Annotated in this window: 18 protein-coding genes; 10 read left to right on the top strand and 8 right to left on the bottom strand. The window is 56.0% G+C overall.

Annotated elements, in window-relative coordinates; genetic code table 11:
• Nucleotides 1–29: 29 nt before the first annotated feature.
• The gene (locus WBY09_RS07660; RefSeq protein ID WP_336232397.1) at nucleotides 30–1937 is read right to left on the bottom strand and encodes an ABC-F family ATP-binding cassette domain-containing protein; all 1908 of its coding nucleotides are present in this window, start codon (nucleotides 1935–1937) and stop codon (nucleotides 30–32) included.
• A gap of 427 nt (nucleotides 1938–2364) precedes the next feature.
• Here WBY09_RS07660 and ndk point away from each other — a divergent pair, with 427 nt between their 5' ends.
• On the top strand, nucleotides 2365–2787 hold the full coding sequence (gene ndk, locus WBY09_RS07665; protein WP_008891250.1) for a nucleoside-diphosphate kinase: 423 nt from the start codon (nucleotides 2365–2367) through the stop codon (nucleotides 2785–2787).
• 107 nt (nucleotides 2788–2894) lie between these two features.
• On the opposite strand, the gene WBY09_RS07670 is transcribed toward ndk, so the two are convergent.
• From WBY09_RS07670 to purM, 6 genes are all read right to left on the bottom strand, one after another.
• Nucleotides 2895–4946, bottom strand: a complete 2052-nt coding sequence (locus tag WBY09_RS07670) for a methyl-accepting chemotaxis protein (RefSeq protein WP_336232398.1) — start codon at nucleotides 4944–4946, stop codon at nucleotides 2895–2897.
• Nucleotides 4947–5121: 175 nt separating this feature from the next.
• Nucleotides 5122–5259: an aa3-type cytochrome c oxidase subunit IV gene (locus tag WBY09_RS07675; RefSeq protein ID WP_114129841.1), complete on the bottom strand. Its 138-nt coding sequence runs from the start codon at nucleotides 5257–5259 to the stop codon at nucleotides 5122–5124.
• A 212-nt stretch (nucleotides 5260–5471) separates the two neighbouring features.
• The gene (locus WBY09_RS07680; RefSeq protein WP_197145299.1) at nucleotides 5472–5600 is read right to left on the bottom strand and encodes an aa3-type cytochrome c oxidase subunit IV; all 129 of its coding nucleotides are present in this window, start codon (nucleotides 5598–5600) and stop codon (nucleotides 5472–5474) included.
• Between the two features lie 143 nt (nucleotides 5601–5743).
• Nucleotides 5744–6127 (bottom strand): hypothetical protein, encoded by a 384-nt coding sequence (locus WBY09_RS07685; RefSeq protein ID WP_336232400.1) that lies wholly within the window; start codon nucleotides 6125–6127, stop codon nucleotides 5744–5746.
• Nucleotides 6128–6305: 178 nt separating this feature from the next.
• Nucleotides 6306–6980 (bottom strand): phosphoribosylglycinamide formyltransferase, encoded by a 675-nt coding sequence (gene purN / locus WBY09_RS07690; RefSeq protein WP_336232401.1) that lies wholly within the window; start codon nucleotides 6978–6980, stop codon nucleotides 6306–6308.
• The gene (gene purM / locus WBY09_RS07695; protein WP_064780995.1) at nucleotides 6968–8041 is read right to left on the bottom strand and encodes a phosphoribosylformylglycinamidine cyclo-ligase; all 1074 of its coding nucleotides are present in this window, start codon (nucleotides 8039–8041) and stop codon (nucleotides 6968–6970) included. The genes purN and purM overlap by 13 nt, the downstream gene beginning before the upstream one ends.
• 358 nt (nucleotides 8042–8399) lie before the next feature.
• Here purM and WBY09_RS07700 point away from each other — a divergent pair, with 358 nt between their 5' ends.
• The 7 genes from WBY09_RS07700 (at nucleotide 8400) to rnd (ending at nucleotide 15431) form a co-directional block, all read left to right on the top strand.
• Complete coding sequence (locus tag WBY09_RS07700) at nucleotides 8400–9524, top strand: DUF2066 domain-containing protein (RefSeq protein WP_336232402.1); 1125 nt, start codon at nucleotides 8400–8402, stop codon at nucleotides 9522–9524.
• A gap of 40 nt (nucleotides 9525–9564) precedes the next feature.
• Complete coding sequence (locus WBY09_RS07705) at nucleotides 9565–10659, top strand: AI-2E family transporter (RefSeq protein ID WP_336232403.1); 1095 nt, start codon at nucleotides 9565–9567, stop codon at nucleotides 10657–10659.
• A gap of 35 nt (nucleotides 10660–10694) precedes the next feature.
• Complete coding sequence (locus tag WBY09_RS07710) at nucleotides 10695–11417, top strand: HdaA/DnaA family protein (RefSeq protein WP_120225096.1); 723 nt, start codon at nucleotides 10695–10697, stop codon at nucleotides 11415–11417.
• A gap of 90 nt (nucleotides 11418–11507) precedes the next feature.
• Nucleotides 11508–12008 (top strand): ATP-dependent zinc protease family protein, encoded by a 501-nt coding sequence (locus WBY09_RS07715; protein WP_336232404.1) that lies wholly within the window; start codon nucleotides 11508–11510, stop codon nucleotides 12006–12008.
• A gap of 132 nt (nucleotides 12009–12140) precedes the next feature.
• On the top strand, nucleotides 12141–13046 hold the full coding sequence (gene rimK / locus WBY09_RS07720; protein WP_064780554.1) for a 30S ribosomal protein S6--L-glutamate ligase: 906 nt from the start codon (nucleotides 12141–12143) through the stop codon (nucleotides 13044–13046).
• Between the two features lie 17 nt (nucleotides 13047–13063).
• Nucleotides 13064–14152, top strand: coding sequence for a succinylglutamate desuccinylase/aspartoacylase family protein (locus WBY09_RS07725; RefSeq protein ID WP_296990643.1), 1089 nt, complete (start codon nucleotides 13064–13066; stop codon nucleotides 14150–14152).
• Between the two features lie 115 nt (nucleotides 14153–14267).
• Entirely contained in the window at nucleotides 14268–15431 is a 1164-nt protein-coding gene (gene rnd, locus WBY09_RS07730; protein WP_040824125.1) for a ribonuclease D, read from the top strand.
• 120 nt (nucleotides 15432–15551) lie between these two features.
• Here rnd and WBY09_RS07735 read toward each other — a convergent pair whose 3' ends face one another.
• Nucleotides 15552–16130, bottom strand: coding sequence for a TetR/AcrR family transcriptional regulator (locus tag WBY09_RS07735; RefSeq protein ID WP_336232405.1), 579 nt, complete (start codon nucleotides 16128–16130; stop codon nucleotides 15552–15554).
• 175 nt (nucleotides 16131–16305) lie between these two features.
• On the opposite strand from WBY09_RS07735, the gene WBY09_RS07740 reads away from it, so the two are divergent.
• On the top strand, nucleotides 16306–16854 hold the full coding sequence (locus tag WBY09_RS07740) for a carboxymuconolactone decarboxylase family protein (protein WP_064780558.1): 549 nt from the start codon (nucleotides 16306–16308) through the stop codon (nucleotides 16852–16854).
• A 95-nt stretch (nucleotides 16855–16949) separates the two neighbouring features.
• Nucleotides 16950–17414 carry a nuclear transport factor 2 family protein gene (locus WBY09_RS07745; protein WP_008891265.1) on the top strand — a complete coding sequence of 155 codons (465 nt, stop codon included), beginning with the start codon at nucleotides 16950–16952 and terminating at the stop codon, nucleotides 17412–17414.
• Nucleotides 17415–17497: the final 83 nt, after the last annotated feature.

The following is a 17497-nucleotide window of genomic DNA, read 5'->3' on the forward strand; positions in this document are numbered from 1 at the left end:
TGTATGTTGATCAGATTGAGGCGAGGGTCTCAGGCGACCATCGCGTCATATTCTTCCTGCTTGTCGAGCCATTTCTGTTCGACCATGGCAAGTTCGTTTTCGATCTGGCCGAGTTCCTTCTGGATGTCGGCCAGTTTTTGGGCGTTGGCGTCTTCGTAAAGGGTCGGGTCGGCCATTTTTTCTTCGATGCCGGCTTTGCGTTCGGAAAGCTTTTCCATCTGCTTTTCGAGCTTTTCGACTTCGCGCTTGATCGGGGCGGCGACTTTGCGTTTTTCAGCCGCCTGCTGGCGTTCGGCCTTGCGGTCGCGTTTGGCGGGTTTGCCATTGCCGTTTCCGTCTTCGCCGCCGTTTTTGTTGGCACGGCGTTCCATACGCGCACGATCGAGAAGATACTGGCGGTATTCGGCAACGTCGCCGTCAAACGATGTGACCGTGCCGTCAGCCACCAGAACCAGACGATCCGCACAGGCTTCGATCAGATAGGGATCGTGGCTGATGATGATCACCGCCCCTTCATAGGCATTGAGCGCGTGGTTAAGCGCATCGCGGCTGTCGATATCAAGGTGGTTGGTCGGCTCGTCGAGGATGAGCATATGCGGGGCATCAAGCGTCATCAGGGCAAATAGCAAACGTGCCTTTTCCCCACCCGAGAGGTCCTTGACCTTGGTGTCGCCTTTGGCCCCTTCGAAGGCAAAGCGGCCGAGCTGGGCGCGGACCTTGTGTTCGATCACATCGGGCATCAGGGATGCCATGTGCTGATAGGGCGTTTCATCACCGCGCAGTTCATCGGTCTGGTGCTGGGCGAAATAGCCGATGCGCAATTTGTTCGACGCATGTTTTTCACCTGACATCAATTGCAGGCGATCAGCCAGAAGCTTTGCCAGGGTCGATTTACCGTTACCATTGGCGCCGAGAAGGGCAATGCGGTCATCCATATCAATGCGCAGGCTGATATTGCGCAGGATCGGTTTGCCTTCTTCGTAGCCGACATCGCCGTCATGGATGTTGATCAGGGGTGGCGGCAGTTCCTTGGGGCTTGGGAAGTCAAAGGAAATGCCGCGATCCTCAACCACCGGGATGGCCGGGCCCATTTTTTCAAGCATTTTGACGCGGCTTTGTGCCTGCTTGGCCTTGCTGGCCTTGGCACGGAAGCGGTCGATGAAGGATTGCAGATGCTTTTGCTGGGCGATCTGTTTTTCATAATGCTTGGAGGCCAGTTCCATCTGTTCGCGGCGTGTCTTGGCGAATTTGTCGTAGTTGCCGCCATAAAGTGTCACGGTGCCGTCATGCAGATGGGCAATCGATTTGACCACCCGGTTGAGAAGATCGCGATCGTGACTGATCAGGATGATCGTGCCGGGATAGTTGATCAGATAGTTTTCAAGCCAGATGGTGGCTTCGAGATCAAGGTGGTTGGTCGGCTCGTCAAGCAGGAGCAGATCCGGGCGCAGGAAAAGGGTGGCCGCCAAGGCCACACGCATGCGCCAGCCACCCGAGAAATCATCACAGGGGCGTTGCTGGGCTTCGCCGTCAAAACCAAGGCCGGACAAAATGGCGGCAGCACGCGCCTCGGCGGTGTGGGCTTCGATATCGGCCAGGCGTGTATGGACCTCGGCAATGCGGTGCGGGTCGGTGGTGGTTTCGGCCTCTGCCAGCAAATCGGCGCGTTCGGTATCGGCCGCCAGCACGGTTTCAAGAAGCGACCGCGAACCTGCCGGGGCTTCTTGCGATACCACGCCCATGCGGGCCCGCTTGGACAGCACAATATCGCCGCCATCGCCGGGCAGGTCGCCCGAGATCAGTTTGAGAAGGGTCGATTTACCCGCACCATTGCGCCCGATCAGGCCGACCTTGTGGCCATCCGGGATGGTCAGCGATACCCGGTCAAGAATGACACGTCCGCCAATGCGATAGGTGAGGTCGGTAATTTGCAGCATTTTCGGTTGGTCTCTTGAACTGGTTTGCGGGCGCTTTGGGCGCAGTTTAGGGGGAATCGCAAGGATTTCTGTGCTTTCAATAGGGCAGGAGCGTGTTTGACGCAAGGATTCTTCAAATTGTCATGGCTTGTGTGATTTCGATGACAGATCCGGGCAAAACCGGTGCTAAATCGCAGTTTCATGCCTTTTGGGGGCGTTTTGCAGGCGAAACGGGTGAATGCAACGGCTGCAGGTCTGGTTTGCAGCGGTAGAACTATGTGTTGCGTTGCGATCCAACCCCGTTTATATAGCGCCAACCTTCGGGTCTGTGGATGATAAGGGCGGTCTTTGGTACCGCCTTTATCTTCCGCAGGCCCTTTGTACTCGGGGGGCTTCTTGGGGGCCCTCTTTGGGGGTAACGAATTTTTACAAAGCTTAGGTGAAACCAATGGCTGTCGAACGCACTCTTTCGATCATCAAGCCGGACGCAACGCGCCGCAACCTGACTGGCAAAATCAATGCCGTCATCGAAGAAGCTGGCCTGCGCATTGTCGCACAGAAGCGCGTCGCTTTGACCCGCGCTCAGGCTGAAGGTTTCTATGCAGTTCACAAAGAACGTTCGTTCTTTGGCGAGCTGGTAGACTTCATGGTCTCTGGCCCGGTTGTTGTCCAGGTTCTCGAAGGCGAAGATGCCGTCGTTAAGTACCGCGAAGTAATGGGCGCAACCAACCCGGCAAATGCCGAGGAAGGCACCATCCGCAAACAGTTTGCAGAATCCATCGAAGCGAACTCGGTCCACGGTTCGGACTCGCTCGAAAACGCTGCAATCGAAATTGCATACTTCTTCGCTCAGACCGAAATCGTCGGCTAAGCCAAGAATACCGAATTACCGGTTCATCCGGCATGAAACGCCCCGCAAGTTGCGGGGCGTTTTTTTGTTTTACGGCAATGTTTGGTGATTGTGCGAAACGCGATGGATCATTGGCGCACATCATCGAGGAAGGTATCGACAGACTGGCGCAGCGCGTTTGACCCAGAGGCGAGTTCGTGGGCGGCCTTGGCCAGTTCGGATGCGCGTGCGCGGTTTTGCTCCGCCGCGGACTGAATGCTGTCAGACTGATCGGACGCCTTGCTGGTTGCGTCCGAGGCATCAAGGACGCGGGCGGCAATTTCGGCGGTGGCGACACCCTGTTGTTCGATGGCAGCGGCAATCGACGATGCGATTTCACTCATATCGGAAATAACGGTAGTGATGCCCTTGATGGCATCGACCGATTGTTTGGTGGCATCCTGAATACCGGTGATCTGTGATCCGATTTCATCGGTGGCCTTGCCGGTTTGATTGGCGAGGTTTTTGACCTCGGATGCGACAACGGCAAAGCCCTTGCCAGCGTCGCCTGCGCGGGCCGCCTCGATCGTGGCATTAAGGGCCAGCAGGTTGGTCTGTTCGGCAATATCGGAAATAAGCCCAAGTACCTCGCCGATCTTGGCGGCAGATACGGCCAAACCTTCGACCAGCTGGTTGGTGTGTTCGGCCTGGGAAACTGCACTGCCGGAAATCTCAAGCGAGCGGTCGACCTGGGCACGAATTTCATTGATCGAGGCACTGAGTTCTTCAGCCGCCGATGCAACGGTTTGGACGTTACGGTTGGCCTCCGACGATGCCTGATTGACGTCGTTTGCCATGGCGGCGTTGATATCCGCGGTTTCGTTGAGATTGTCGGAGGTATCCTTGACGGTGCCGACCGATCCGGTCACAGAGCCAAGAATGCGGCTGATTTCACCATCGAATTTCTTGATCGATGCGAGGCGGGCGGTATTTGCGGCATCAAGGGCCTTTTGTTCCTGCTCCTTTTCGGCGGTCATTTTGTCAGAGGCAATCATATTGTCCTTGAAAACCTGAACGGAGCGGGCCATGTCGCCGATTTCGGTTTGGGCACGGACATAGGGGATGTCGACATTGATGTCGCGCCCGGCCAGTTTGCCCATGTCATCGGCAAGACGCGTGATCGGATAGACAATCCCGCGGCGTGCACCGATGGTAAACAGGATGGCCAGAACAAAGCCGACAATGGTGACTGTGATCATCGTGGCTTCGGACAGGGTGATTTGCCTTTCCATGCCCGACAGGCCGGCATCCATGTCGTCATGAACGATTTCTTCAGCCGCGTCGGCAAGGCTTATGAAATGTTCGAAGCTGGCATCAAATTCGACATCGGCCTCGGCATCAGCACTCAGATTGGCAAGGGTATTGTCCGCGCGCGTCTTGGCGGTGTTGGCAAGTGCGTTGATATCATTGGCAAGCTTGGTGGTCTGATCGGACAGCACCGGGATATTGATCGCGGTGATGCGGTTGCGGGCTTCGGTGAAGTTTTCGGCAACCCCGTCATAGGTCAGTTCGGGATCACCACTGAGCAGTTCTTCGAGAAACAGGTGGCCGTTGGCCAGACGATAGCGGGCCTCGCCAACGTTTTCGATGGCGGCAAGGGCGGCAGGATCGTAGCTTTGGCGGAGCGGCGGGAGGAGCTTACCAAGGTCGGTTTGCAGGTTTTCATAGAGACTGTCGAATTGCTGATCGGCACCGGTGCCGACACCTTCCTGAGAGGCTATGCGGGCATAGCGGCGTTCGCTGACCGCGATCAGGGTATCAAGGGCGACAAGGACGTCTTCGATCTGAGCGCGGACAGCGGGACTTTGGGAGGCGACAAAGGTTCCTTCGTCATTGGTGCCGCCTTCAAGGATCGCATTGGCGTACCAGCGCGATTCATCGAGAAGGGCCCAGACCTCGTTAATGTCTTCGGAGGTATCACCGCCCATGATTTCTTCAAGCAGCAAGTGGGCGTTGGTGGCAGTGAGCTTGATTTCCATCGCGGCATCGCCCAGCGGCGCAAGATCGACCGCGACGGTTTTGCTTTCAGATGACAGCAGTTTGGTGAACACAATGCCCGCAACACCGGTGAGCGTGGTGACGAGTGCCATTGTGATGAAGGCCATCATCAATCTTGTGCTGATGCGAAAACGGTCGAGCATAGATTCCACCCCAGACGTTTTTTGAGCTGTTCCAATTTGGTGGCGCGTTAGGTCTTGAGGTTGGGCCGGGGGGCGTTCTTTTCAATGTTTTGCGGTGAAAACATAGAAAAGCTGCCCGTTTGCGGCGTGCAAAGCGGGCAGCTCTATTACGGCATAAAAGGGAATTGAGGCGAGTTTAGTCGATCAGGAATGCGGCCATCAGCAGCAGGAGAACCCCGATCGAGATCACGCTCCAGAGCATGAATTTTGTCCAGTGGTGCCAGCCTTCCTCGTGGTGGTGCACCAGGCCTTCGTCGTAATCGCTTCCTTGCATTGTTTCCTCCCTGTTGTTGGGACCATTGTTTGGTTTGCTGTTATCACGCAAGACAACAAGGTGATGGTAGCGCAAATCAACTCAGGGGTGAATTGCTTTGATGTTGTTGACTGTTTTCATCTGTTCAATCTCAAGCCTACAGGCTTTGAAAAACAAAAAAGCTGCCGGAAAACGGCAGCTTTTTATTTTTCGGATCGATGCCGGTTGGCAGATCACAGAAGGAAAATTGCCATCAACACCAGAAGGGCAATGATCGAGATGGTGCCCCATTTCACGAAGTTGGTGTAGCCGTGATAGATGCTGACATGGGTTTCAGTCAGTTCGTAATCGTTACCCTGCAAACTTGCCTCCTTGGATTGGATATTTTGGGATTGTTCAAATGTATATCCACGAAGTTGATGCAGTGCAAGATGCAGATTAACCATAGATGTTAGACATTTGACCGACTTCACATCTGTTGTGGTTCACCTTTGATCCCAAGGGGTTACTGGATGCTTGATTTGCAGCCATAGGGCAGGAAGGTGCCCGACAGCCCGTGGCTCATCATCGCAAACGACATCTTGTTGGCATAGTCGAGTTCCGTCTTGGATTTCGGGCAGGCATAGGCGCGCCCGGCACAGCCATTTTCGATATAGTCTTCTTCGGCCTTGGCAAATTCGGGGCTGAGTGCGCCGCGCGGAATTTCATCGAGCATTTCATCCCGGGTTTCCTGATAGACAGCGCATTTTTGCGCTCGCCAGGATTTTTCACCCGTTTGCATATCGGCCTTGTAAGACTCCAGTTCCGGATCGGAATCGGCCAACGCGGGAGTGGTGAGCATGGCCAACATGGCGAGGGGGATAATCAGTCCTAAGAGCTTGCGCGTCATGATATCGGTTTTCCGTGGCGGTGGTGGCATTCGATAATCCCATAACAGCATCAGAATGCGCAAAGATTATGACCCCGGTTTGCGGATCTGGCAGCAGGCCAAGAAAAAGGCGGGGCACATGATTATGCCCCGCCTTTTATGCGTTCAGAAACCTGCGCAGCCAGCGCCAAAGGTTCTTTCATCCGGGTTCGAGTGCCGGGTTGATTTCAGCGAAATCGGCCTTGGGCGCATCCGCCACCGTTACGATGCCCTTGGCATCGACCGAGACGCGGCCTTCGGCGATCCAGCGGATGACCTGCGGGTAGATGCGGTGTTCCTGTTTAAGGATGCGCTGTGCCAGTTTGCCAGCATCGTCGCCCGGCAGGACCGGAACGACGGCCTGGGCGATGATCGGGCCGCTATCGACTTCGGGGACGACGTAATGCACGGTGCAGCCAGCAAACTTCACACCGGCATCCAGGGCGGCCTGATGCACACCAAGACCCTTGAAGCTTGGCAGTAGCGACGGGTGGATGTTGATCAGTTTGTCTTTCCAGCGGGTGACAAAGCTTTCACTGACCAGACGCAGGTAACCGGCCAAAACGACAAGGTCGGCACCGCTTTCTTCGATCAGGGTGCTGACGGCATTGTCATAGGCCTCGCGCCCGCCGGGATAGCCCTTATGCGAGATGGCCTCAGCCCGGATGTCAGCCTTGCGGCCACGTTCAAGCCCGCCTGCATCAAGCTGGTTGGAAAAGACCAGCACGATTTCGGCCGGGTAGTCGGGCGCATTACAGGCGTCGATGATGGCTTGCAGGTTGGACCCGCCGCCTGAAATCAGAACGGCGAGCTTCAACTTGGTTACTTTTCCCATGAAGGGCCCATGTTTTTGATCACGACCTGCGGGCCATCGCCAGCACGCGGGCCAATGACGCCGATCTGGCTGACGGTTTCGCCGTGTTCGCGCAGGATGGCTTCGGCCTCATCGGCTTTGTCCGCCGGAACAACGACGCACATGCCAATGCCGCAGTTAAAGGTACGCGCCATTTCGGTTGCCGGAATGCCACCCTGTTTGGCGAGCCATTTAAACACCGGAAGGTATTCCCAGGTGCTGGCATCAAACACAGCGGTCAGGTTTTCGGGCAGAACGCGCGGGACGTTTTCGGTCAGGCCACCACCGGTGATGTGGGCAAGTGCCTTGACCAGACCGGCCTTGTGCGCCGCCAGGCAGCTTTTGACATAAACCTTGGTCGGTTCAAGCAGGGCTTCGCCAACGGTTTTGCCCGGTGCGAAGGGGGCTTCGTCGGCGTAGCCAAGGCCCGCCATATCGACAACCTTGCGCACCAGTGAATAACCGTTGGAATGAACGCCACTGGATGCGAGGCCAAGAATAACGTCGCCCTCGGCAACGTTGGAACCATCAAGCAGTTCGCCGCGTTCGGCCGCACCGACCGCAAAACCGGCCAGATCATATTCACCGTCAGCATACATGCCCGGCATTTCAGCGGTTTCGCCACCGATCAGCGCACAGCCAGCCTGTTTGCAGCCTTCTGCAATGCCGCCAACGACACTTGCGGCGTTATCGACCGAAAGCTTGCCGGTTGCGAAGTAATCGAGGAACAGAAGGGGTTCTGCGCCCTGAACGACGAGGTCATTGACACTCATGGCGACAAGATCGATGCCGACCGTGTCGTGTTTGTCGGCCAAAAAGGCGACTTTCAGCTTGGTACCGACACCATCGGTGCAGGATACCAGAACCGGGTCGTTATATCCGGCTGCCTTCAGATCAAAAAGGGCGCCAAAGCCGCCAAGACCACCGGCAACACCGGAACGGGTTGTTGCTTTTGCAAGCGGTTTGATTCGTTCGACAAGGTCATTCCCGGCATCGATATCGACACCGGAGTCCTTATAGGTAAGGCCGTTAGAGGTGGTCATTTCGGGGTCCCTGGCATCAAACATGCATGAATAAAAGGCGGCAAAACCGCGTTTTTCATCAGCACGTATCGACGTCCAATCGACGGGCACCTGTCGCATTGCGGTCCGGGTCGCAGGGAACCTGCTGTTTGACCAATCCGCCTTACTGACGCCTTTAATCAGATATAGAGGACAAAGCGATCCTGCTGATAAAAAACGCGGGCTTGATAATTTCCGCTGGGCCGAAAATACTCAAACGCGGGCAATATGCAATGATCACCTGCGCATGACAGAGTTTTCTTTGCAGAATGCGTTCAACATGCCACAAAGAGCGTTATAGAATAATGCAACAAGACACGATTAGGGCAAAGAGGCATACGTGCTTACTTCATTGAAAAACATCAAGATGTGGGCGGGTGCCGCCACCGTAGCAGCCATTATGGCCTTTCCGGCAGCGGCACAGGACATTTTCACCGTCAGCGGTGTTCATGTTGACGAGCGCGCCGAAACTGCGGCTGCTGCGCGCGAGCGTGCACTTGAAATCGGTCAGCGCAAGGCGTTTGAAGAAGTGGTTGCCCGCTTGACCCTGCCCGAAGATCGCGCCGGACTTGCGACACCGGAAACATCGGTGATCACGAACATGGTGCGCGATTTCGGGGTGTCGGACGAAAAGACATCGTCGGTGCGCTATATTGCGGACATGACCGTGCGCTTCAAGGATGACGAGCTTCGCCGGTTCTTGCGGTTCCGCGATATTTCATTTGCCGAATTGCAGTCCAAACCGGTGATGATCGTGCCGGTCTATCGCACGAATAATTACGTCAATCTGTGGGATGATCCCAATCCGTGGCGCGATGTCTGGGCGCGTAATATCGCGACATCGGGACTGGTGCCGATCAAGGCACCGATTGGCGATCTGACCGATATCAGCACCGTCTCGGCCGAGCAGGCCGAAAGTGGATCGATGGAACGTCTGTCCCAGCTTGCAAAACGGTATGGCGCGGATGTCGCCGTGGTCGCCAGTGCCGAGGTCAGCGGGCCAGAGGGCGGCGAGACGGTTGATGTTTCCGTCACCCGCTATGAGCCCAATGGCGCGCCGCAGATTTTTGGTGTGCAGGAAAAGACGCAAGCGGGCGAGACATTGAATGAAACGCTGGTGCGGGCCGCCAAGTCGGTTCAGGAACAGCTGGCCGATGGCTGGAAACGCGCCAATCTGATCAATTACAGCACGGGTGGCAACCTGATGGTGTTTATCCCGATTACCGGTCTTGCGGACTGGGCGGGGATCGAGAACAAGCTGATCGGGCTTCCGGTGGTGCGCAATTCGCGGGTGATTGCCATGTCCAAGCGCGAAGTGCAGGTATCAATCGAATATGTCGGATCGGCCAATCAGTTGCAGACAGCGCTTAATCAGCAGAACCTTAGCCTGTCGCGGATGGGGGAACTTTGGTTCATCCAGCCAAGCGGGGCGGATCGTTTGCAGGGGCTGTCGTTAGGCGGATAAGCCTTTTGCAGGACAGGGACAGTTTAACAGGGGCCGGGGAATGACATTACGACAGCAAGCACGTTTCTGGCTGATCTTTGTTGTTGGATTCTTTTTCCTGATCTGGCTGTTTTCGGGCATCCTGTTGCCGTTCGTGGCCGGGATGGCGATTGCCTATTTCCTGGATCCGCTTGCCGACCGGCTTGAGGAACGCGGCGCCAGCCGGGTGATTGCGACCAGCATCATCACCTTCCTTTTCTTCCTTGTGTTCATTCTGGTGATGTTGATTGTCGTACCGATGATCGGCAGCCAGTTGGCAGGATTCCTTGAGCGGTTTCCGGGCTATGTCGATACGTTGCGCACCAATGTCGCGCCGTATCTGCAAAATGTGCTCGATCGCGTCGCACCGGAAACGCTGCAAAGTGTATCGGATGCGATCAAGGGACAGAGTGCCAATGCCCTTAAATGGGTCGGTAATGTTCTGACCAATGTGCTTTCGGGCGGGTTGGCACTTTTGAACTTCCTGAGCTTGCTGTTCATCACGCCGGTGGTGTCGTTTTATCTGCTGCGTGACTGGGACAAGATCGTTGCCAAGGTGGACAGTTACCTGCCCAGACGGTCGGCCAAGGATATCCGCCAGTGCGTTAGCGAGATTGACGAAACCCTTGCAGGATTTGTCCGCGGGCAGGCGACGGTGTGCATATTGCTTGGCCTGTTTTACGGGCTTGGCCTGACGCTGGCGGGGCTTGAATTTGGCTTTGTCATTGGTTTGATGACCGGGCTTGTGTCCTTTGTGCCCTATTTCGGGATGATTGCCGGCTTTGCGGTTGGCATGGGTGTGGCGTTGGCCCAGTTTGGCTTTGGGCTTGATCTTGGGCTGGTGGCGCTGGTGTTTTTGATCGGTCAGGTGCTTGAGGGCAATTTCCTGACCCCCAAGCTTGTGGGCGACAAGGTCGGGCTTCATGCCGTTTGGGTGATGTTTGCCTTGCTTGCCGGGGGTGCGGTGTTTGGCCTTCTGGGTGTGATGCTGGCCGTGCCGGTGGCCGCTGTGATCGGCGTGCTTGTACGTTATGGCTTAAGGCAGTATCTCGATAGCAGGCTTTATGATCACGGACCGGACGCTGGCAACAATGCCACGACCGAGCCCGAGAAATAGCCCCCAGAGATCGAGATCAGCAAATTGAGTTTACTGTGACCCGGGTGACATCCAAGCCGGACAAAGATAACGACCCGCAGCAATTGCCGCTGGCGCTTGAAATGCGTCCGGCATTGGGCCGTGATGATTTCATGGTGGCCGATTGCAATAGCGAAGCGGTGGCGTGGATTGACCAATGGCCGAAATGGCCCGCCCCGGCCTTGTGCCTGTATGGGCCAAAGGGATGCGGGAAAAGTCATCTGGCGGAAGTGTGGCGGGCGCGATCCGGTGCGTTACAGGTCGCCGCATCGGATTTGAACGGGATCAATCCCGATGAGCTTCTGGGCGATGCCACCGGTCTTGTGATCGAGGATGCGGACCTTGTGGCTGGCGCGGGCCTTGATGAAACCGTCTGTTTCCATATTTACAATATGCTGAAAGAACGCGGTGGGCATTTGTTGTTGACCGCAAGCCAGCCGCCATCGCGCTGGCAGATTGATTTGCCCGATTTGAAATCAAGGCTGGGGGCGGCCCTGGTGTGCGAGATTTCGCCGCCAGATGATGATTTGATTGTAGGACTTCTGATCAAGCTGTTTGCCGACCGGCAAATCCCGGCCAGCCCGCAAATCATCAGTTATGTTTTGCCACGGATCGAACGGTCCTTTGCGGCGTTAAGTCAATTGGTGGCAGCGATTGATCGCCGGGCACTGGCCGAAAAGCGGGCGGTGACCTTGCCGCTGGTACGAAGTGTCATGGATGACATGACCACGGAATCGTAACATCGAAACGAATTTCGTAAGCCGATCAGGTTGTTACAGGTTATCATCACCACCACCTAACAGATTGCATTCAATAACCGGAAGCTGCATGTGAGCCCGCAACGCGTAAAAGCAAAACCGTCGCTTAAGACCCAGACCGATACCCTGATTTCCGATGGACATGTTTTGGGGTGGCGGGAATGGATCGGCCTTCCTGATCTTGGCGTGCCCTTGATCAAGGCCAAGGTCGATACCGGGGCCCGAACATCATCGCTGCATGCGCTTAATCCAAAGAAGGTGGTGCGTGACGGGCAGGATTTTGTATCATTTACCTTGCCGCATTATCGCGGGGACGGGCATGGGCGGATCGATTGTCTGGCGCCGCTGATTGAAATGCGCGAGATTCGCTCTTCGAACGGAAATGCCGAAGAACGGTTTGTGATTGCCACCCATATCCAGGTTGGGCATCACAAATTGAAAGTTGAAGTATCGCTGGCAAACCGGTCAATCATGGGCTTTCCCATGCTTTTGGGCCGCACAGCGATGAAAGCAGGAAGATTTTTGGTGCTGCCATCGAAATCTTATCTTGCAGGGAAGCCGGAACAGAGATAGACGCGCAGAAGAACAGCCCGAGATCGGAACTAACATCCGACTGGGGCGTTTTACTTTCTGACAATTCCGCATTCGCCAGCCACCGGTATTTTACCGGTCGCACTTCGTTTTGCCGACCTTGGGGGACATCTTATGAAAATCGCGATGCTTGCACGCAATCCAAACCTTTACTCCCACAAACGGTTGGTCGAGGCGGCCGAAGCACGCGGGCATGAGTTGGACATCATCAATACGCTCAGGGTGTCGATGAACATCACGTCGCTGAAACCGGAAATCTATTACGGCGGTGACAAGCTTACCGGTTATGACGCGGTGATCCCGCGTATCGGTGTGTCGGTGACCCAGTTCGGTCTGGCGGTTTTGCGCCAGTTTGAAATGATGGGTGTTTATCCGTTAAACGAGTCTGTTGCCATTGGCCGATCGCGCGACAAGTTGCGTTCGCTGCAGATCCTGGCACGCCGTGGTATTGGCCTGCCGGTGACGGCTTTTGCCCATGATCCGAAGAAGACCGATGAAGTTCTGTCGATCGTGGGTGGCGCGCCGGTGGTGATCAAGCTTCTGGAAGGCACACAGGGCATCGGTGTGGTTCTGGGCGAAACCGAAAAATCCGCCAAATCCGTGATCGAGGCGTTCCGTGGTGCCAATGTTGCGATCATGGTGCAGGAATTCATCAAGGAAGCCGGCAACAGCGATATCCGCTGCTTTGTGATTGGTGGCAAGGTGGTTGCCAGCATGGAACGCAAAGGGGCTGAGGGCGATTTCCGATCCAACATCCATCGTGGTGGCTCGTCGCGTGCGATCCGCATCACGCCGCAGGAACGCTCAACCGCCGTTGAAGCCGCCAAGGCGATGGGGCTTAATGTTTGTGGTGTTGATATCCTGCGATCCAATCACGGGCCGGTGGTGATGGAAGTGAATTCGTCACCGGGACTGGAAGGCATTGAGAATGCGACGGGCAAGGACATTGCCGGCATGATCATTGAATTCATGGAAAAAGATTTCAAACCCGGTAAGGTGCGGACCAAAGGCAAGGGATAAGAACAAGGGATATCACAATGAGCGAAACCGGATCACCCAAGGGGAAAGCCAAAGCGCCCAGAACCCCCAAGAACCCTGATTTTGAAATCGCTGGGAAAAAGGTTGCTCCGGGCACGCGCCAGATTGTTGATATCCCGATCTCGCTTTTGTCCAACCACACGCCGGTCAATCTGACGGTCAATGTCGTGCATGGCAAACGACCGGGTCCGGTGATTTTCGTCAGTGGCGCTGTCCATGGCGACGAGATTGTCGGGGTGGAGGTCATCCGCCGCGTTTTGAAATCAACCGCATTGCGAGGCATGCGTGGTACGTTGCTGGCCGTGCCCGTGGTCAATGCGTTCGGGTTTCTTAACAACACCCGCTATCTTCCCGACCGGCGCGATTTGAATCGCTGCTTCCCGGGGCATTCGCGTGGATCCTTGGCCGCACAGCTGGCCCATTTGTTTTTGCACGAAATTGTCGAAAGATCCGATTTCGGTATCGACCTGCATTCGGCGGCGGTCCACCGGGTTAACTTGCCGCAGATCCGGGTCAATGAAGATGACCCAAATATCATGGAATATGCCGAGGCGTTCGGCGCACCGATCATCCTGACAAGTCCGCTGCGCGACGGATCACTGCGCGAGGCCGCGCGTGAGCTTGGCGTGCCGATCCTGCTGTTTGAGGCGGGCGAGGGGCTTCGTTTTGATGAAATGTCGATCCGTGCCGGGGTGTCAGGCGTTCTGCGCGTGATGCGCAAACTGGGCATGACATCGCAACGCACCGTGCGCGAACCGCGTGTGCCGTCGTTCAAATCCTCCAACAGCCATTGGCTGCGCGCACCGGCCGGCGGCATTTTGCGGACCTTTAAACTGGCCGGGGAGTTTGTCCGGGCCGGGGATGTGGCCGCGGCGGTATCCGATCCGTTCGGGCAGCGTGACGAAGAAGTCATCGTGCGCGAGGAAGGATTGATCATCGGGCGGACCAACCACCCTATTGTCAATCAGGGGGACGCGCTGTTTCATATCGCGTCGATCAAGCGGCCGTCGGAAGTCCAGGAACGCATGGACGCCATCGAAACCCATCTGCAATCCGATCCGCTTCTGGATGAGGACGAGATTATCTAGGGTCAGGACCTATTCTCTGGAGAGCCTTGGGGCATATGTTGCCCGAATAAGGCGAAGATCAGCCCTGCATCGAAGCCACTGGCGAATTGTGGCAGGCAATGCTATAGCAGTCGGCATGGAACCAATTACAACTACAGAAGAACTTCGCAGTCTCTGTGAAAGATTGCGCAAGTTCGAATATGTCACTGTCGATACCGAATTCATGCGGGACTCGACCTATTGGCCGCAACTGTGTCTGGTGCAGCTGGCAAGTCCGGAGCCGTCCGATAACGGGGCTGCGGTCGATCCGCTTGCCGAGGGCATTGACCTGACGCCGCTGTTCGAGCTGATGCAGGACGAGGCGGTGGTCAAGGTGTTTCACGCCGCCCGCCAGGATATCGAGATTTTCGTCCATCTGTCGGGCAAGGTCCCCCATCCGGTATTTGATACCCAGGTGGCGGCGATGGTGCTGGGTTATGGTGATCAGGTCGGCTATGAGACGCTGGTCAACAAGGTGGCGCGCAAGAGCATTGATAAATCGATGCGCTTTACCGACTGGTCGCGCCGTCCGCTTTCGACCAAACAGATCAGCTACGCGCTTTCGGATGTCACCCATCTGCGCGTGATCTATGAAGCGTTTCATGAACGGCTTGAGGCCAATGGCCGTGCGGTCTGGCTGTTTGAGGAAATGGAACGCCTGACCGATCCGTCGATCTATTCGATTGATCCGGCCGAAGCATGGAAGAGGCTTAAAACCCGATCCAACAGCCCGAAATTCCTGGCGGTGGCGCGCGCGCTTGGCGAATGGCGCGAGACCGAAGCACAGCGCAAGAACCTGCCGCGCAACCGGGTTTTGCGCGATGATACCTTGCTTGATATCGCCGCCCGTCAGCCGATGACCGACAAGGACCTTGATAAAACCCGTGGCGTTGGCCGCAACTTTGGCACCTCCAAACCGGGGCAGGCGATTATCGAGGCTATCAAGGCGGCCCTTGATAGCCCGCAGGATCAGTGGCCGAAGCCAAAGGAACGCATCGAACTGCCGGCCGGGATTGGCCCGACGGTGGAGCTTCTGAAGGTGTTGCTTAAACTCTGTGCCGAGGAAAAGGGCGTTGCCCAGCGTCTGGTGGCATCAAGCGACGATCTTCAGAATATCGCGGCTGATGACAATGCCGATGTTCCGGCCATGCGTGGCTGGCGGCGCGAGCTGTTCGGGCAATACGCGCTGCGTCTCAAGCACGGCCAGCTTGGCCTTAAGCTTAAAGACGGCGAAGTGGTCTTTGTCGAGCTTGATGACTAGGTCGCTTATTGCTGTGATGAACAAAAAACGGGGCCCGATAGCCCCGTTTTTGTTTTTGATAGCCGGACTATCACGCAAGCAATGGATTCCCGCCGTCGCGGGAATAACGTTTCGATGTTGTCAGGCGGGCAGGGCGGCATCCAGCAGGGCGGTTGCCATGGTTTTGGCAATCTGGGCCGATTCGGGCATGCCGCGCACCTGGGCTGTGACAATTGCCCCTTCCTTGAGAAGGGCGAGTTGTTCGGCCAGTTGTTTGGGGTCGGACGCGCCGGCCTTTGTGCACAGATCGGCAATATGTTCGAGTACGCAGCGTTTGTGTTCGGCGGCGATCTGGTGGGCCGGGTGATCAAGTTTGGCGAACTCGCTTGAGGCGTTGATAAACGCACAGCCGGAAAAGCCCATGCCCTTGAAGGCGCGGCCATGAAACCATTCTTCGAGCGCATCAAACATCGCAAGCAACTGATCGCGCGGATTGGTTGATGCCTTTTGCATTTCAGCGCTCAGCCAGTCGCGGAACTGTTCATCGCGGCGCATAAGGGCGGCCAGGATCAGTTCATCCTTTGACTTGAAGTGTTTGTACATCGTCATTTTGGCGACGCCGGACTCGGCCAGAATCTTGTCGATTCCGGTGGCGTTGAAGCCCTGTGTATAGAAAAGACGCAGGGCCGTATCGACGAGAACGTCGCGTTTAGACTTCAATTTTCTTACTCCAATAGTCAGACCGGTCTGTATTCTTGTGGCGGGAAAGCCGCAGAATTGCAAGCGTTTCAGATAAAAGAACGGTCATTCCAAAAATATATTTGACAAGTAGACAGACCTGTCTGTATATATGTTTTCAACACTGATCAACCCGAACTTGTTTAGGAGAGTTTCAATGACCCGTATTTCCCTGCCTGCTTCGATCGATGCTGCGCCTGAGGCTTCCCAGCCGCTTCTTGAAGGTGTGAACAAGATGCTCGGTTCGGTTCCGAACCTGTTTCGTCTGACGGCAAACAGCCCGGCCGCCCTTGAGGGCTATCTTGGTTTGAATGGGGCGCTTGCCAAAGGGGCGCTCGATCCGCAGACCCGCGAACGCATTGCCCTCGCGGTCGCACAGCTTAATGGCTGTGACTATTGCTTGTCGGCGCATACATACTTGGGCAAAAACATCGCCAAACTTGATGACGCCGAGATCGCGGCAAACCGCAATGGTACGTCGAGCGATCAGAAGGCGGATGCGGCTGTGCGCTTTGCCGTCGCTTTGGTCAAAAACCGTGGCCAGGTGAGCGAAGGTGACGTGAGTGCCGCCAAACTTGCCGGTTACAGCGAGGCCGAACTGGTCGAGATCGTGGCGCATGTCGCGCTCAATACCCTGACCAATTATCTCAACGAAGCCTTTGATACCCCGATTGATTTCCCGGTGGTTAACGCCTCCGCAGCGTAACAACCGGCAACTCCCCCGGTCGGCATTCCCCCCTCCGCATGTTGCTGCGCGCCGACCGGGGTCCCTTTATCGACCAAACACCAAAGGATCAGATGATGTCACGGCCACCTCTTCCGCCTTTTAACGTCGAAACCGCCAAACAGAAGGTCCGTATGGCCGAGGATGGCTGGAACGGCCGCGATCCCGAAAAGGTGTCGCTGGCCTATACGCCAGACAGCCGTTGGCGTAACCGCGCCGAGATTTTCGAGGGCCGGGAAAACATCGTTCAATTCCTGACCCGCAAATGGGCCAAGGAGCTGGAGTACCGTTTGATCAAGGAACTCTGGGCGTTTCACGAGAACCGCATCGCTGTGCGCTTTGCCTATGAATATCGCGATGACAGCGGCAACTGGTTTCGGGCCTATGGCAACGAGAACTGGGAATTTGATGAAGACGGCCTGATGCGCCATCGCGTGGCATCGATCAATGACAAGCCGATTTCGGCTGAAGACCGGCTGTTTCATTGGCCGCTTGGCCGCCGTCCGGATGATCATCCGGGGCTGTCAGACCTGGGACTTTAGTCCCGATTTAGATCACCCCGCCATGTTCCGGTTCCCTGAGGGGAAAGGAAAGTTCGGCGGAAACGCGTTCTACTTGGGGTCTT

Source organism: Thalassospira sp. CH_XMU1458 (assembly GCF_037027205.1).
Taxonomy (GTDB): Bacteria; Pseudomonadota; Alphaproteobacteria; order Rhodospirillales; family Thalassospiraceae; genus Thalassospira; species Thalassospira tepidiphila.

Excerpts from the sequence above, each read along its gene's own strand:
- WBY09_RS07660 (WP_336232397.1), bottom strand. The coding sequence starts at position 1,937 with ATGCTGCAAATTACCGACCTCACCTATCGCATTGGCGGACGTGTCATT.
- ndk (WP_008891250.1), top strand. The coding sequence starts at position 2,365 with ATGGCTGTCGAACGCACTCTTTCGATCATCAAGCCGGACGCAACGCGC.
- WBY09_RS07670 (WP_336232398.1), bottom strand. The coding sequence starts at position 4,946 with ATGCTCGACCGTTTTCGCATCAGCACAAGATTGATGATGGCCTTCATC.
- WBY09_RS07675 (WP_114129841.1), bottom strand. The coding sequence starts at position 5,259 with ATGCAAGGAAGCGATTACGACGAAGGCCTGGTGCACCACCACGAGGAA.
- WBY09_RS07685 (WP_336232400.1), bottom strand. The coding sequence starts at position 6,127 with ATGACGCGCAAGCTCTTAGGACTGATTATCCCCCTCGCCATGTTGGCC.
- purN (WP_336232401.1), bottom strand. The coding sequence starts at position 6,980 with ATGGGAAAAGTAACCAAGTTGAAGCTCGCCGTTCTGATTTCAGGCGGC.
- purM (WP_064780995.1), bottom strand. The coding sequence starts at position 8,041 with ATGACCACCTCTAACGGCCTTACCTATAAGGACTCCGGTGTCGATATC.
- WBY09_RS07705 (WP_336232403.1), top strand. The coding sequence starts at position 9,565 with ATGACATTACGACAGCAAGCACGTTTCTGGCTGATCTTTGTTGTTGGA.
- rimK (WP_064780554.1), top strand. The coding sequence starts at position 12,141 with ATGAAAATCGCGATGCTTGCACGCAATCCAAACCTTTACTCCCACAAA.
- WBY09_RS07725 (WP_296990643.1), top strand. The coding sequence starts at position 13,064 with ATGAGCGAAACCGGATCACCCAAGGGGAAAGCCAAAGCGCCCAGAACC.
- rnd (WP_040824125.1), top strand. The coding sequence starts at position 14,268 with ATGGAACCAATTACAACTACAGAAGAACTTCGCAGTCTCTGTGAAAGA.
- WBY09_RS07740 (WP_064780558.1), top strand. The coding sequence starts at position 16,306 with ATGACCCGTATTTCCCTGCCTGCTTCGATCGATGCTGCGCCTGAGGCT.
- WBY09_RS07745 (WP_008891265.1), top strand. The coding sequence starts at position 16,950 with ATGTCACGGCCACCTCTTCCGCCTTTTAACGTCGAAACCGCCAAACAG.